The organism is Bradyrhizobium embrapense (assembly GCF_001189235.2).
GTDB lineage: Bacteria > Pseudomonadota > Alphaproteobacteria > Rhizobiales > Xanthobacteraceae > Bradyrhizobium > Bradyrhizobium embrapense.
Genome location: NZ_LFIP02000004.1, coordinates 130,775 through 146,585 on the forward strand (window position 1 = coordinate 130,775; position 15,811 = coordinate 146,585).

General features: G+C 64.8%; 11 protein-coding genes. 4 read left to right on the plus strand and 7 right to left on the minus strand.

Annotated elements, in window-relative coordinates; translation table 11 throughout:
- Positions 1-10 precede the first annotated feature (10 nt).
- Genes AKN83_RS19475 through AKN83_RS19490 form a run of 4 tightly spaced genes read right to left on the minus strand, consistent with a single transcriptional unit; the run spans position 11 to position 9,217 of the window.
- Positions 11-3,115, minus strand: a complete 3,105-nt coding sequence (locus AKN83_RS19475; RefSeq protein WP_050404543.1) for an efflux RND transporter permease subunit — start codon at positions 3,113-3,115, stop codon at positions 11-13.
- Complete coding sequence (locus tag AKN83_RS19480) at positions 3,112-6,240, minus strand: efflux RND transporter permease subunit (protein WP_063695430.1); 3,129 nt, start codon at positions 6,238-6,240, stop codon at positions 3,112-3,114. The genes AKN83_RS19475 and AKN83_RS19480 overlap by 4 nt, the downstream gene beginning before the upstream one ends.
- Positions 6,241-6,288: 48 nt before the next feature.
- Positions 6,289-7,758, minus strand: a complete 1,470-nt coding sequence (locus AKN83_RS19485) for an efflux RND transporter periplasmic adaptor subunit (RefSeq protein ID WP_050405716.1) — start codon at positions 7,756-7,758, stop codon at positions 6,289-6,291.
- Positions 7,748-9,217 carry an efflux transporter outer membrane subunit gene (locus AKN83_RS19490; RefSeq protein ID WP_063695431.1) on the minus strand — a complete coding sequence of 490 codons (1,470 nt, stop codon included), beginning with the start codon at positions 9,215-9,217 and terminating at the stop codon, positions 7,748-7,750. Before AKN83_RS19490 ends, AKN83_RS19485 begins: the two co-directional genes overlap by 11 nt.
- Before the next feature lie 437 nt (positions 9,218-9,654).
- On the opposite strand from AKN83_RS19490, the gene AKN83_RS19495 reads away from it, so the two are divergent.
- Entirely contained in the window at positions 9,655-10,056 is a 402-nt protein-coding gene (locus AKN83_RS19495; protein ID WP_050405715.1) for a DUF2177 family protein, read from the plus strand.
- Here AKN83_RS19495 and AKN83_RS19500 read toward each other — a convergent pair.
- Genes AKN83_RS19500 through AKN83_RS19510 form a run of 3 tightly spaced genes read right to left on the minus strand, consistent with a single transcriptional unit; the run spans position 10,045 to position 12,226 of the window.
- Positions 10,045-10,860, minus strand: coding sequence for a DUF1295 domain-containing protein (locus AKN83_RS19500; RefSeq protein WP_050405714.1), 816 nt, complete (start codon positions 10,858-10,860; stop codon positions 10,045-10,047). The two genes, AKN83_RS19495 and AKN83_RS19500, sit on opposite strands and share 12 nt — an antisense overlap.
- Before the next feature lie 23 nt (positions 10,861-10,883).
- The gene (locus AKN83_RS19505) at positions 10,884-11,534 is read right to left on the minus strand and encodes a ChrR family anti-sigma-E factor (RefSeq protein ID WP_050405713.1); all 651 of its coding nucleotides are present in this window, start codon (positions 11,532-11,534) and stop codon (positions 10,884-10,886) included.
- On the minus strand, positions 11,531-12,226 hold the full coding sequence (locus tag AKN83_RS19510) for a sigma-70 family RNA polymerase sigma factor (protein WP_244522028.1): 696 nt from the start codon (positions 12,224-12,226) through the stop codon (positions 11,531-11,533). Before AKN83_RS19510 ends, AKN83_RS19505 begins: the two co-directional genes overlap by 4 nt.
- Positions 12,227-12,370: 144 nt before the next feature.
- Between AKN83_RS19510 and AKN83_RS19515 the strand changes: the two genes are divergently transcribed.
- The 3 genes from AKN83_RS19515 to AKN83_RS19525 are packed head-to-tail and all read left to right on the plus strand — an operon-like array spanning position 12,371 to position 15,757.
- Positions 12,371-13,705 carry an NAD(P)/FAD-dependent oxidoreductase gene (locus AKN83_RS19515; protein WP_206600795.1) on the plus strand — a complete coding sequence of 445 codons (1,335 nt, stop codon included), beginning with the start codon at positions 12,371-12,373 and terminating at the stop codon, positions 13,703-13,705.
- Entirely contained in the window at positions 13,702-14,505 is an 804-nt protein-coding gene (locus AKN83_RS19520) for a DUF1365 domain-containing protein (protein WP_050405711.1), read from the plus strand. Before AKN83_RS19515 ends, AKN83_RS19520 begins: the two co-directional genes overlap by 4 nt.
- Positions 14,495-15,757 carry an SAM-dependent methyltransferase gene (locus AKN83_RS19525; RefSeq protein WP_083992139.1) on the plus strand — a complete coding sequence of 421 codons (1,263 nt, stop codon included), beginning with the start codon at positions 14,495-14,497 and terminating at the stop codon, positions 15,755-15,757. Before AKN83_RS19520 ends, AKN83_RS19525 begins: the two co-directional genes overlap by 11 nt.
- The last annotated feature ends 54 nt before the right edge of the window (positions 15,758-15,811 follow it).

Here is a 15,811-nt window from a genome sequence, read left to right on the forward strand (position 1 = left end):
TCAATCCAACCTATTCCGCCGGCGCGTGCACGCCTGAAGGCTCGCGGCGCCGGCGCAGCCGGTCGATCAGCAGATAGATCACCGGCGTGGTGTAGAGCGTCAGGATCTGCGACACGAACAGGCCGCCGATGATGGTGATGCCGAGCGGCCGGCGCAGCTCGGTGCCCGGGCCGGTCGCGATGACCAGCGGAATGCCGGCGAACAGCGCAGCCATGGTCGTCATCAGGATCGGGCGGAAACGCGCCCGGCAGGCCTCGAAGATCGCATCGCGCGACGACAGCCCCTGATGCCGCTCGGCCTCGAGCGCGAAGTCGACCATCATGATGCCGTTCTTCTTGACGATGCCGATCAAGAGGATGATGCCGACGAAGGCGATGACCGTCAGCGGCGTGTCGGTCACCTGCAGCGCCAGCAAGGCGCCGAGGCCGGCCGACGGCAGTGTCGAGATGATCGTGATCGGATGCGCCAGGCTCTCGTAGAGCACCCCCAGCACGATATACATCGCGATCAGCGCGCCGAGGATCAGCAGCGGCTGCCGCCCGCTGGTCTTGTTGAAGTCGCCGGCGTTGCCGTCGAAGCTGCCGCGGATGCCCTCGGGCATGTGCAGCTCGTTCACTGCCTGCTGGATGTTCGTGGTGGCGACCTCCAGCGGTACGTCCGGCAGCAGGTTGAACGACACTGTGGTCGAGGGGAAGCCGCCGGAGTGAAACACCGCCAGCGCCGACAGACCGCGCTGGTAGTGCACGAGCGCCGACAGCGGCACCTGCACGTCGTTGGCGCCCGCGACGTAGATGCGCTCGAGGTTCGACGGGTCGCTCTGGAATTTCGGGTCGATCTCGAGCACCACCACGTACTGGTTGCGCTGGGTGTAGATGTACGAGATCTGGCGCTGCGAGAACGCGTTGTTGAGCGCGTTGTCGATGTCCTGGACCCGGACGCCGAGGCTGGAGGCGATCTTGCGGTCGATCACGAGGTTGAGCTGCAGGCCGCCGGGATCGCGGTCGGCGGAGACATCAGTGATGCCCTCCACCGTCTCCATGCGCTTGGCGACGAGCGGCGCCCATTTCTGCAACAGGTCGAGATCGGTCGAGGCGAGCGTGTACTGGTAGTCGGAATCGCTCTGCCGGCCGCCGGTGCGGATGTCCTGGGCAGCGAACATGAACAGGCGGATGCCCGGCACCATGAACAGGTTGCGGCGCAACCGGTCGATCACCTGCGCGGTCGACAGGCCTCCCCGCTCCTCCGGGGACTTCAGGCTGATGAACATGGTGCCGCGGTTGGAGGTGGCGCCGCCCGGGCCGCCGCCGGAGCCGACCGAGGAGCCGATGCCGGCGACCGCGGGGTCTGCCATCACGATATCGGCGAGCCGCTGCTGAAGCTGGAGCATCGACTGGAACGAGATATCCGCCGAGGCCCGGGTCGCGCCGATCACGAAGCCGCTGTCGTCGGTCGGGAAATAGCCCTTCGGCGTCTTGATGTAGAGCGTCACCGTGAGCGCGACGGTGGCAAAGAACACCACAAGTGTCAGGAACGGATAGCCGAGCACGATCCGCAGGGTCGACGCATAGAACGCCACGACCCGCGATAGCGTGCCCTCGAGGACGCGATCGTACCAGGTGGCGCGATCCGAGGTCGCCTCCTTGATGTAGTGCGCGCAAATCATCGGGGTGATCGTCACCGACACCAGGGTCGACACGATGATCGCAAACGTCAGCGTCAACGAGAACTCGCGCAGCAGGCGGCCGACGATGCCGTCCATGAAGATCAGCGGCGTGAAGGCCGCGATCAGCGACAGCGAGATCGACAGCACCGTGAAGCCGATCTGCTTGGCGCCTTCGACCGCGGCCGGATACGGCGCCATGCCCTGCTCGAGATTGCGGTACATGTTCTCGATCATCACGATGGCGTCGTCGACCACGAAGCCGACCGAGATCGCGAGCGCCATCAGCGACAGATTGTCAATCGAGAAGCCGGCGAGCCACATCCCAGCGCAGGTTCCGGCCAGCGCCAGCGGCACCGAGACGCCGGCGGCGATCGTCGGCACGATCCGGCGCAGGAACACGAACACCACGACCATCACAAGTCCGGCGGTCGCCAGCAGCGTGAACTGCATGTCCTGGACGCTGGCGCGGATCGTTCCGGTACGATCGACCAGGGTCGAGATCTCGACGCCGGCCGGAATCCACTGCTTCAGTTCCGGCAGCATCCTGCGCACGCCGTCGACGGTATCGATGACGTTGGCGTCGCCCTGCTTGGTGATCTGGATCAGCACCGCCGGCTGCTTGTTGAACCAGGCGATCGAGCGCGAGTTGCGGACCGAGTCCTCGACCTCCGCAACGTCCGAGAGGCGGACGAAATTGCCGTTCGAGCTCTTGATGATGATGTCGCGGAACTCGGCCGCGGTGCGCATCTGCTTGTTGATCGAAAGCGTCTCGCTCAGCCGGTCGCCGTTGAAGATGCCGACCGGGCCCAGCGGATTGGCATTGATAATCGCTAGACGGACGTCGTCGGTTGCGATCCCGGCGTTAGCCAGCGACACCGGATTGAGCGCGATCCGCACCGCCGGCTGGTCGGCGCCGCTGACCGTCACCTCGCCGACCCCCGGCACCTGCGAGATCCGCTGCGCCAGCACGGTGTCGGCAACGTCGTACATCGCGCTGGTCGAGATCGTCTTCGAGGTCAACGCCAGCACGAACACCGGCGCCGCGGCCGGATTGGACTTGCGGAACTTGGGTAGCGACGGCAGGTCGCTCGGCAAGTCCGCGAGCGAGGCGTTGATCGCGGCCTGCACGTCGCGCGCGGCGCGGTCGATGTCGCGGCCGATCGAGAACTGCACCTGGATGCTGGTGGTGCCGAGCGAGCTCGTCGAGGTGATCTGGTCGACGCCCGAAATGGTGCCGAGCTTGCGCTCCAGCGGCGCGGCGACGGTCGCGGCCATCACCGAGGGATCGGCACCGGGCCGTGACGCCGAGACCCGGATGGTCGGGAAGTCGACATTCGGCACCGACGACACCGGCAAGAACTCGTAGGCGACGATCCCGACCAGGAACAGCCCGATCGCCAGCAAGGTGGTGCCCACCGGCCGGCGGATGAAGGGCTCGGAGATCGAGATCACTGCATGCCCTCGGTGGCGCCGGCGATCGGCGGGCCGCTGCGGCCCGCCTGCGGCACGGCTCGCTCGATCCGGCGGTTGAGCCGGTCGAGCGCGAGATAGATCACCGGCGTGGTGTAGAGCGTGAGCAGCTGACTCAGCAGCAGGCCGCCGATGATCGAGATGCCGAGCGGGAAGCGCAGCTCGGCGCCGGTGCCACTTTCGATCGCGAGCGGCAGCGCGCCGAACAGCGCCGCCAGCGTCGTCATCATGATCGGCCGGAACCGCAGCAGGCAGGCCTGCACGATGGCGTCATAGGACGACATGCCCTGGTGCCGCTCGGCCTCCAGCGCGAAGTCGATCATCATGATCGCGTTCTTCTTGACGATGCCCATCAACAGGATGATGCCGATCAGGCCGATCACCGAGAGGTCCTGCCCGCACAGCATCAAGGCCAGGATGGCGCCGACGCCGGCCGAGGGCAGCGTCGACAGAATGGTGATCGGATGGATGTAGCTCTCGTAGAGCACGCCGAGCACGATGTAGATCGTGATGATCGCCGCCAGGATCAGCCACGGCTGTCCGGCCAGCGAGCGCGCGAATTCGGCAGCATCGCCGGAATAGATGCCGACGATGCTGCCGGGCATTCCGATCCGCGTTTCGATCGCCTTGACCGCCTCGACGGCGTCGCCCAACGCCTCGCCCGGCGCCAGGTTGAAGCTGAGCGAAACCGACGGGAATTGCGCCTGGTGCGAGATCGCGAGCGGCGCCGTGGTGCGGACCAGCGTCGCCACCGCGGACAGCGGCACCTGTGCGCCGTTGGCGCCCGGCAGATAGAGCTTGTCGAGGATCGAGGGGTCGCGCTGATACATCGGCATCGCCTCGAGCACCACGCGATACTGGTTGGCCTGGCCGTAGATCGTCGAGATCTGCCGCTGGGCGAAGGCGTCGTTCAACGTGTCGGTGACGCCCTGCAGACTGACGCCGAGCTGGCCGGCACGCTGCCGGTTGACGTCGAGCGCCGCGCGCAAACCTCCCGCCTGCGCTTCTGAGGAAACATCGCGGAAGATGGGCTCGCGCCGCATCTCGGCGACCAGCTTCTGCGACCATTGCGAGACCTCGGCGGCATCGGTCGCGGTCAGCGTGTATTGGTATTGCGAGCGGCTCGACTGGGTCGAGATCTGCACGTCCTGCACCGGCTGGAAGTAGACGGTCATACCGGGGACCGTCGCGATCTTCTGCTTGAGCCGCTCGATCACCTTGGCGACGCCGTCGCGCCGTTGGTCGAGCGGCTTCAGCGTCATCACCAGGCGGCCGACATTGGTGGTCGGATTGACCGAGCCGGCGCCGATCACCGAGACCACGCCGACGACATCCGGATCGGCCTTGATGATGTCGGAGACCGCGCTCTGCCGCCGCTGCATCTCGGCAAACGAGACGTCGGGGCCGGCCTCGGTCACCGCCGTGATCGAGGACGTGTCCTGCAGCGGCAGAAAACCCTTCGGCGCCAGCACATACATGATGAGCGTCAGCGCGATGGTCGCGAACGTCACCAGCAGCGTCGCGCGCTGGCGCTGCAGCACCCAAAGCAGCGTGCGATGGTAGAACTCGACCATGCGGTCGATGAAGCGGCTGACCGCGGCAAGACCCGGGACCGCCATCTCCTCGTGGATGTTCTTCAGCAGCCGCGAGCACATCATCGGCGTCAGCGTCAGCGAGACGACCGCTGAGGTCACGACCGCAATCGTCAAGGTCAGCGCGAATTCGCGGAACATGCGGCCGACCAGGCCGGACATGAACAACAGCGGAATGAACACCGCGATCAGCGACACCGTCAGCGAGATCACCGTAAAGCCGATCTCACTGGCGCCCTTCAGCGAGGCCTCCATGACGGTCTCGCCGTCCTCCATGTGGCGGACGATGTTCTCGATCATCACGATGGCGTCGTCGACCACGAAGCCGGTTCCGATAGTCAGCGCCATCAGCGACAGATTGTCGAGGCTGAAGCCGGCGAAATACATGATGCCGAAGCTCGTGATCAGCGACAGCGGCAACGCAACGCCGGCGATCAGGGTCGCACGCAGCGATCGCAGGAACAACAGCACCACCAGCGTCACCAGCACCACACTCAGGATCAGCGTGAACTGCACGTCGTGGACCGAGGCGCGGATCGTCACGGTGCGGTCCGAGACCACGGTCAGTTTGACGCCGGCCGGGACTGCCCGCTGCAGCCGCGGGATTTCGTCACGGATCTGCTTGACGACATCGATGACGTTGGCGCCGGGCTGGCGCTGGATATCGATGATGACGGCCGGCGTGCCCTGGTACCAGCCGCCGGTGCGGTCGTTCTCGAGCCCGTCGACGATCTGCGCAACGTCGCCGATCGTGACCGGCGAGCCGTTGCGATAGGCGATGATGATCGGCCGGTACGCGTCGGCGGCGGCAATCTGGTCGTTGGCAGCGATGGTATAAGATTGCTGGGCGCCGTCGAGCGAACCCTTCGGCCCCGACACGTTGGCACCCGCAATCGCGTTACGCAGGTCCTCCATCGCGATGCCATAGGCCGCAAGCCGCGCCAGGTCGGCCTGCACCCGCACCGCGGGCTTCAAGCCGCCGAGGATCGAGACCCGGCCGACGCCGGAAATCTGGCTCAGGCGTTGCCCGAGGATGGTATCGGCGAGATCGCTCATCGCCCGCAGCGAGATCGTGTCCGAGGTCAGCGCCAAGGTCATGACCGGCGCGTCCGCCGGGTTCACCTTGGCGTAGAGGGGTGGGTACGGCAGTGTCTTCGGCAGAATGCCCGCCGCGGCATTGATCGCCGCCTGGACATCCTGGGTCGCGCCGTCGATGTCGCGGTTGAGGTCGAACTGCAGCGAGATCTGGCTGACGCCGAAGGAGCTAGTCGAATTCATCGACGACAGCGACGGGATCTGGCCGAGTTGCCGCTCCAGCGGCGCCGTGATCAGCGAGGCCACCACGTCGGGGCTCGCGCCCGGCAGTTGCGTCGACACCTGCACGGTTGGGAAATCGACCTGCGGCAGTGCCGAGACCGGCAACGCCCAATAGCCCAGCGCGCCGCCGATCATCAGGGCGATGCCGAGCAGCGAGGTAGCGATCGGCCGGCGGATGAACGGTTCTGAGACGCTCATGGTTGCGTGCTCGCTGTTGGGTCGGACATTACGAGGTCAGGATGTCGGTCATGGCCGCGCCTTCGGCGCGCCGCCCGACGCTTCGCCCCCTGCCCCTGCCGCCGGCGTAGGCGCCGGTTCGGTCCGCCCCTTCTGATCGCTATCGCTGTGCTCGTGCCGGCCGCGATGCTCGCCGCCCTGCCCGTCTTGCTTGGCTTCCTTGCTCTGATCCTTGGTCTGGTCCTTGCTCTGACCGTCGCGTTGCGCCCCGCGCTTGCCGTCGGGAGCGCGGCTGCGCTTGCGCGGCGCCAGATCGGCCGCCGGCGGCCCGTCGTCCTTGCCGACGACGACTTTGGAGCCGTCGGCGAGATTGGCAAAGCCGGTCGTCACGACCCGATCCGACGTGGTCAGGCCGTTCGCGATGACGGCTTCATGCTCGTTCTGCTGTGTGACCGTGACCGGCTTGGCGGTGACGGTATTGTCCGCGCCGATCACATAGCTGAAGGTCCCGGCCGGACCGCGCTGCACGGCCGACGTCGGCACCACGATCGCCTGCGGCAAGGTCTCAACCTTGAGGCGCACATTGACGAACTGGCCAGGCCAGAGCTGGTAGTTGGCATTCGGCAGTTCGGCCTTCAGCTTCAGTGTGCCAGTGGTCGGATCGACCTGGTTGTCGATGCCGGTCAGCTTGCCGGTATCGATTACGGTGACGCCGTCATTGCCGAACACATCGACCGCGAGCTGGCCCTTTGCTGCCGCGGCGTTGACCCGCATGATCTGCTGTTGCGGCAGGCTGAACCACACCGCGATCGGCTGCAACTGGGTCAGAATCACGAGCCCGGTGGTGTCGGAGGCGTGGATGATGTTGCCCTGGTCGACCTGGCGCAGGCCTGCCCGTCCGGCGATCGGCGCGACGATCTTGGTGTAGCCGAGCGTGGTGCGCGCATTGTCGATCTGGGCCTGGTCGGCCTTGATGATGGCCTCCTGCTGCGCGACCAGCGCACGTTGCGTGTCGGCCTGCTGCTTGGAGCCGGCATTGCTGGCCGCCAGCTGCTCATAGCGAGCGAGGTCGATCTTCTGATTGGCGAGCAGCGCCTCGTCCTTGGCTTTCGTGGCCACCGCCTGATCATATTGCGCCTGATAGATCGCAGGATCGATCTCGCCCAGCACGTCGTCCTTCTTGACGTCCTGGCCCTCGACGAAGTTCACCTTGAGCAGCTTGCCATCCACCTGCGAGCGCACGGTGACGGTGTTGAGCGCCTTCACGGAGCCGACGCCGTCGAGATAGACCGGCACGTCCTGCACCTGCGGCGTGGCCGCAAGCACCGGCACCGGCAGGTCGGGCCGCGCACCCGCGCCGCGCCCGCCGCCGCCATTTTGCTTTGGCTGGAGAGCGAGCCAGCCGAGATAGCCGAGCCCACCGAGGATCACGAGCGTGATCAGCAGCGACACCATGCGTCCGAGCAGGCGCGAGATCAGGCTCCGCTTGCGCGGTGCAGTGCTTTTCTCGTCGTCCGTCGAGTCGGGCTTAAAGAGCATCGACCGGTCTTTCCATCTTCGGTTCCCAGCCGCCCCCCAAGGCCTGATACAGGCTCACGATCGCCAATAGCCGGGCCAGCTGGGCCTGCGAATAAGCGTCTTCCGCCTGGAACAGGGTCAGCTGCGTGTTTAGCACAGTTACGATGTCGGCGGTGCCGGCCTTGAGCTGCTGCTCGGCCAGGTCGAAGGCGCGCCGCGACGACGACAGCACGTCGCGCTGCAGCTGCAGCCGCCGCGTGGTCTCACGGATCGCGACCAGCGCGTTGTCGACATCGGTGAAGGACTGCACGACCGTCTTTCGGTAGGTCTGCAGCAGCTCGTCCTGCCTAGCCTTCGCGTTCTCGAAATTGCCGAGAATCCGTCCGCCGTCGAAGATCGGCTGGGTCATGCTGCCGACCAGGTTGAAGAAGGCCGCATGCGGCTGGAACAGCGAGACCAGCGCCTGGCTCTGGTAGCCGCCCGTCCCCGTCAGCTGAATGCTCGGGAAGAACTGCGCGCGCGCGCTGCCGACATTGGCGGTCGCGGATGCAAGCTGCGCCTCCTGCCGGCGGATATCGGGACGTTGGGTCAGCAATTCGGACGGCAGGCCCGGCGTGACACGCGGGATCGTAACTGAATTCAGCGAACCGCCGGCGACACGCACGCTCTCGGGCGGACGCGACACCAGCACCGCGAGAGCGTTGATGTTCTGGTCGAGCGTTTGCCGCAGCGGCGGCACCAGCGCGCGCTGGTTGGCGAGCACGCTTTCCTGCTGCGCGACGTCGAGATCGGAGCCGGTGCCAGCCTTAAAGCGGTCCTTGATCGCGTTGAGGATGCGCTCGGCACTCGCGATATTGCGCTGTGCGGTGCGGATCCGGTCCTGGGTGGCAAGCACCGTGAAATAGGCGTTGGCGACGCTGGTCAGCGTGGTCAGCGCCACCACCTCGCGGTCGAACCGGTTGGCGACGGCGGTCTCCTCCGCCGCCTGCGCGGCATCGCGGTTCTGGCCCCAGAAATCGAGCTGGTAGCTGGCGCTCAGCGAGGCACTGTAGTTCACCACCTCGCGCCCGCCATTGGTCAGGCCGCTGGCGCTGGAGCCCGAGGTCCGTGAATAGGTCTCCGAGCCGTTGAGATTGAGGGTCGGCAGCAGCGCCGCGCCGGCCTGCCGCGCCAGTGCGTCGGCCTGGCGGAAGCGCGCCACGGCCGCGGCGATGTCGAGGTTGACGGTCTGCGCCTCCTCCATCAGCTGCGTCAGCTCCCTGGAGCGGAAGCCCCGCCACCAATCGAGCGTCGGAACCGCGTCGCCCGGCCGGCCAATCTGCGCCGCCTTGTAGCCCTGCGGCACGTCAAGCGCGGGATCGGGGATGTCCTGGGTCAGGATGCAGCCGGCCGAACCCACGACGAGGCCGAGCGCGACGAGTGAGCGTCCTGCGAGCCGTCGCATGCGGACGGCGAGGCCGAAGCGGCCTCCGGGCACCATCACGGACGCAGGCTGGGTCACACCCGTTCTCCGCCGAAGCCAGACCTCGCCCGTGGCGTACGAATGACGCGATCAACAGTGGTCTGGGTGACGTGCACGGGGTGAATCTTCCAATGGAACCTGACTGTCCCATCCTATCCTTGGGACGATAGGGCGGACAGCCCTGTCACGGCAGCCCGACGTCGCATCCACTGCGATTCGCCACCACCCGGACGGGCGACTTTTCCCTATTTTTGCAGGGTTTCCTCGCACCGGAAGCAGGTACCGAGCGCTCGGATTCTAACAAAGATTTCATGGGATTTCTTCGCCCTGTTGCACCGAATCCGCAGCTTGCTGTCCCCGACCGGCGCCTGGATGATCCAGGCGCCGCGATCTGTCGTTACCTCATTGAGAGCTGCGCCTTGCGACACGGTGGCGTTCAACCTTCGGGCCCCGACATGACCTATCTCTACGCCTACCTGTCGACACTCATCGTATTTTTGCTCTGCGACATGGCCTGGCTTGGGACGATGGCGAGCCGATTGTATCGCCCGACACTCGGCGACATCTTGTCGACGGAGATCAACCTGCCTCCGGCGATCGCCTTCTATCTGATCTACCCGATCGGGCTCGTGGTGTTCGCGGTGCTCCCGGCCATAAGGTCCGAAAGCCTGGTCCAGGCAGCGCTCAGCGGCGCGCTCTTCGGCTTCTTCAGCTACATGACGTATGATTTGACCAACCAGGCGACTGTGCGGAACTGGACCTTCCAGCTCACACTGCTCGATTTGACCTGGGGAACGCTGCTTGGCGCCATGTCCGCCACCGCCGCTTGCCTCATTACGGCAAGGCTAGCTGCCTGAAGTCAGCTTCGGAAATGGAAAGAACGGCCGGGTCCGCGCCTGAAGGTCACGGAATTGCGGGCCGCGCGAGCGCAGCATGTGCTGTTCGAGCGGCGGCACGCCGGACACATGGACCAGGACCCAATACATGCAGGCCGGCGCCAGCAGCGTGATCCAGCCGAGCGGATACGAGGCGTCGATCGCGATCAATGGATACGCCAGCCAGCAGAGCCATTCGAAGAAATAGTTCGGATGGCGCGACCACTTCCATAATCCAGCCTCGCAAATCCGCTGTCGATTGGCAGGATCCGAGCGGAACTTGCTGAGCTGCGCGTCGGATAATGCTTCCCCGATCAGGCCAGTCAGCAGCAGCGCCGCACCGAGCAAGTCCGCAACTCCGAGTGCGGGTCGCGGGTTATGCGCCGCGAGCGCAACGCAGATCGCCAGGATGAGCCCAACCGCCGCCTGAGCCTGGAGTTGGAGGAACATCCGCCGCTCGGCCGTGTCGCCCCATTGATCGATCAGGTCGCGATAGCGCGGATCATCGCCGGCTTTCCAGGTCCGCGACAGAAGATGACTGCCGAGCCGCAGCGACCAGATCGCAGCCAGCAGCGCGACCATGAACTGCCGCGCGCTCGGCACGCCGCCTTCCGGGACCGGAACTAGGCTGGCTATGCAAGCAACCAAGCCGGTGCCGAATGTCCAGCAGACATCGATCCATCCGGTAGCGCCGGTCCGTCGCTGGATCTGCCAGGCGGTCGCCATGATCGCAGACAGCGCAAGGGCCATGATTGCGAGTTGAGACATCGGCTGGAGCAGGCTCATGGAGCATCTCCCAGGAGCGGCCGTCACATGCGGATCAACGGCTGCAACAAACGGCCGATCATTCCGTTGAGCTTCAAATCTCCCTGCATTGCGACCAGGCAGATGCAGTCTTCCGTCGAGTTGATCCTGACGTCATGATCCACCGACCCGTCGCCAAAGTCGAAGTCTCCGGGCCCGAAATGGCCGCCGGCGTGGACGAAACTCCCTGACAGCACGCAGGTCATTTCAAGCCCGGTGTGGGTATGTTCGATCATCCTCGTTCCCGGGCTGGATTTCAGGAGAAAGACGCGTGTCGCACTCGGCTCGGGCAAGCGGATCGGCCGCAAATGCACCTTTGGTGCGATCCACCTCCACGGACTATCGGGATAGCTGTTCAGAAAGTCTGGCAAACCCGGTACGTCGCGGAATGCCGGTCCCCGGCGCCGCTCCGGGATGGAGGTCCGCGAGGTCTCGTCCAGCCTGCGCTCCATCGCCTCGAGCGCTCCGTCCGACATCGCGGTCGGCGGCAATCCGGTCAGCATCGCGCCGCCGACATGCTCCATCGCGCGTACCACTGCACGGCACTTCGGACAGCCGACCAGATGGGTGGCAACGCCAATATGCTGGCCGAGGTCGAGCGTGCCAGCTGCGAACATCGCCAACAGCTCGTCCGGCGGATGATGATGGACGGTCATGAGAAGTCATCCAGCAAGCTGCGCAGCCGGGCCATCGCCAGCCGCAAGCGTGATTTGACGGTGCCGAGCGGAATATCGAGCATCTTTGCGATCTCCGCATGGGCGGTTTCGTGAAAGAAAGATAGCTCGATCACCCGCATCTGCTCATCCGGCAGCGCAGACAGCGCATCGCGGACCCGCGCCTCGATTTCAGATGCCGCCACCCCGGCGTCGGGCAACGGCCCCTCATCCCGCTGAAACTCGAGTTCCGTCTCGGACGTATCGCTCGTTGGGGTACGTTTCTGACGACGGAGCGCGTCGATGCGCAAGTTTCGCGCGATCGTGAATATCCAGGCTGCGGCACCCGCGCTGCCAGGATCGAACAGGCTTGCCTTCGACCACACGGCGAACAAGGCCTCCTGAGCCAGTTCGTCGGCAAGCTGCTCGCTTGCACCGGAGCGCTTCATGAACGTCTTGATGCGCGGCGCAAAATGCCGAAACAACGCCGCGAAGGCTTCGCGATCCCTGCGGACAGCAACGGCTTCGATCAGCCGGGCCCATCTGGCGGCATCCGACGTCTCATTGTCGGGAGTTTCACTCAGCATGCCCCGCGGGCACTCCCCATCACTGACGGCTCTGCGACCGCAGTACCGGATCGCGCCGGGCCTGACCAGACCGATGACCCCGGAAAGATGTCGAGCGGCGGCTTGCATGCATCAGGAACGTCACCCGGCTGCGGTTGGATCACTGCCGGTGATCCAACCGGCAACATTCGTCGTTTCGTTCCATGACGCCGACTGCGCGATCGGCCGGCCCATCGTACCGCCGAGGGATTGTTGTTGAGCAGCGACGGCAGATTGAACATAGCCGTGATCGGAACCGGCATTTCCGGCCTTTCGGCTGCCTGGCTGCTCAGCCAGCGGCACGATGTGACCGTCTACGAGAAGTCCGATCGGATCGGCGGGCACTCCAACACTGTGATGGCGACCGTCGGTCACGAGCGCGTTGCCGTGGATACCGGCTTCATCGTTTTCAACCGGAAGACCTACCCTAATCTCGCTGCGCTGTTCCGGCATCTCGACATCCCCACGCAAGCGTCGGAGATGTCGCTATCGGTCTCGCTCGACCGCGGCAATCTCGAATATTCCGGGACCGGCCTCTCGGGTCTGCTGGCGCAGCCAGGCAACCTCCTGCGCCCGCGTTTCTGGTCGATGCTGCGCGACCTCGTCCGATTCTATGATCGCGCGACACGCGACGCCGCTCGGCTGAGCGACGAGAGGATCAGCCTCGGCGATTATCTCATGCAAGGGGGTTATGGCTCAGCTTTCCGCGACGACCACCTGCTGCCGATGGCGAGCGCCATCTGGTCGGCGCCTCCGGATGAAATTCTCGCCTTTCCGGCGGCAACGTTCATTCGCTTCCACCACAATCACGGGCTGCTCCAATTGACGGGACGGCCGCCATGGGAAACCGTGATCGGCGGCAGCCGGGTCTACGTACAGGGGCTGGTCCAACCGTTCGCGGACCGGATCAGGCTCGACTGCGGCGTGGTCGGGATACGCCGATCGTCCGGCCGCGTCATGGTCACGGATGTCCGCGGGGAAACGCAGCCGTACGATCACGTCGTGCTCGCAACACACGCAAATCAGGCATTATCGGCGATCGACGACCCGACGCCCGATGAGGCCGAATTGCTCGGCGCGTTCCGCTATAGCCGCAATCTTGCGGTGCTCCACTCCGATCCCAGATTCATGCCCCGACGTAGACCGGCCTGGTCGAGCTGGAATTATGTCGGCTCGCGCGATAAGGCCGCCACGGCGGTCGGCGTCACCTATTGGATGAACCGGCTCCAGGGCATTCCCCAGCATCTGCCGCTCTTCGTCACGCTCAATCCGGCGCATCCGCCACACAGCGACACGCTGCATCACACGGAGGTGTACGAGCATCCGATTTTCGATGCCGCCGCGATCGCCGCACAGCAAGGGCTCTGGTCGCTGCAAGGCCGGAAGAACACCTGGTTCTGCGGCGCGCATTTTGGTGCCGGCTTCCACGAAGACGGGCTGCAATCAGGGCTTGCCGTAGCCGAGCAGCTTGGAGGCGTGCGGCGGCCGTGGACCGTGCCGGACGAATCCGGACGCATCGCGCTCGCCGCAAGCGCGAGGTCGTTGCCCGAACCGGAGCTGCAGCCATGACGCTTCGCTCCTGCCTCTATCGTGGCAACATCATGCATCGGCGGCTGCGGCCCACCACGCACCGCTTCCGCTATCGTGCATTCTGGCTGCTGCTCGATCTCGACGAGATGCACCTGCTCGCTTCCCGTTTGCGGCTGTTCTCCTGCAACAGATTCAACCTTTTTGCATTTCACGATGCCGATCATGGCGACGGCAGCGCGACGCCACTGCGCCTGCAGGCCGAACGCTGCCTGATGCAGGCAGGGATCGATATCGCCGGAGGACCGATCCAGCTCTTCTGCATGCCTCGAACCCTCGGCTACGACTTCAATCCGCTCAGCCTCTATTTCTGCCACCGGCACGACGGCCAGCTCGCCGCGGTCATCTATGAGGTTCACAACACGTTCGGCGAACGCCACGCCTATGTGGCCTCGGTCGCGGCCGATACTGGCACCATCCGGCATGACTGCGGCAAGGCCTTCTACGTGTCCCCCTTCATGAGCATGGACCTGTCCTATCACTTTCGGCTGAACCAACCGGACGAGCATTTTGGGCTCGGCATCAGCGCAAGCTCGGGCGGAGAGACGGTGCTCGGCGCATGCCTGACGGCGTCACGCCACGAGCTCAGCGACCAAGCGCTGTTGTCCAGTTTCGCCGCCATTCCCCTGGTTACGATCAAGGTGATCCTTGCGATTCATTGGGAAGCGTTGCGGCTCTGGTTGAAGGGCTTGCGGTTACACGGGCGCCCGCAATCCTCCCCTCACGCGATCACGACTGTGCCCCCATCGCCCCAGCACCGGATTGACTCGCATGCACTCTGACCACCCGCAGACCGTCCCCTGCCCGCATCCCGTCGAATGGCCGCCGGTGCTGCGAGCGACTGTCGGGACGCTGCTGCGGCGGCTGTTTCGCCGTATCGATTGCGGCGAAATCCTGATCCAGACCCCGAGCGGACGCGGCGTCGCGATCTCCGGGATGCGTAGCGAAGAGCAAGCGCATATCAGGATCCATGATTGGAAATGCTTGCTTCGGCTGCTGATCGGCGGCGATCTGGGTTTTGCCGAAGGCTTCCTTGCCGGTGAATGGTCCACGCCCGACATATACTCGTTCCTGAGCGCAGCTGCACCGCGTTCGGCATACGCCCCATCGTTCGAACGGCTGAAGCCGCCGCAGCCTCTGAATCGGCTTCGTCACGCCCTGCTCAATCGCAATACCAGGCGCGGCAGCCGGCGCAACATTCGCGCCCATTACGATCTCGGTAATGATTTCTACCGCCTCTGGCTCGACCCGAGCATGACCTATTCATCGGCGATCTTCACCTCGCCACACCAGACGCTCGCGCAGGCCCAGCAGAACAAGCTCGATCGGGTCGCCGAGCTGCTCGATCTCAGCGGCGGCGAGAGGGTTCTCGAGATCGGTTGCGGCTGGGGCGCGCTGGCACAGCGTCTTGTCGAACGGAATGTCTGTCACGTCACGGGCCTGACACTGTCGACCGAACAGCTTGGCTACGCATGCGAGCAGCTCGCCGAACAGGGTCTCGCCGACAGGGCCAATCTGCGGCTCGAGGACTATCGCGACACCAAGGGCACCTATGATCGCGTCGTCTCGATCGAGATGCTGGAGGCGGTCGGCGAGGCGTACTGGCCGCTGTTTTTCGACAATCTGCGACAGCGGCTCGATATCGGCGGCATCGCGGTGCTGCAGGTGATCACGATCGACGAACGTCGCTTCGAGAACTATCGCAGGCGGCCGGAATTCATCCAGCGATACGTATTTCCGGGCGGAATGTTGCCGACGGTCGAGATCGTCGAACGACTGGTCGACAGTTCCGGACTTCGGCTGGTTTCGACCGAGTTCTTCGCTGCCAGCTATGCGCGCACGCTGGCCGATTGGCGCGACCGGTTCGTCAACGCCTGGCCATCGATCGAAGCCCTCGGCTTCGATGTCCGTTTCAAGCGGATGTGGGAGTATTATCTGGCCTATTGCCGGCTCGGCTTTGAAATCGGCGCTCTCAATGTGGGGCTGTACAAGATCGAACGACCGTCTCGACCGAACCGTGCCGGGCGAATCTGACGCAGCGCGCCGATTTGCAGTGGGATTTGGCCGGATCGCAGCGCATTTTCAAAA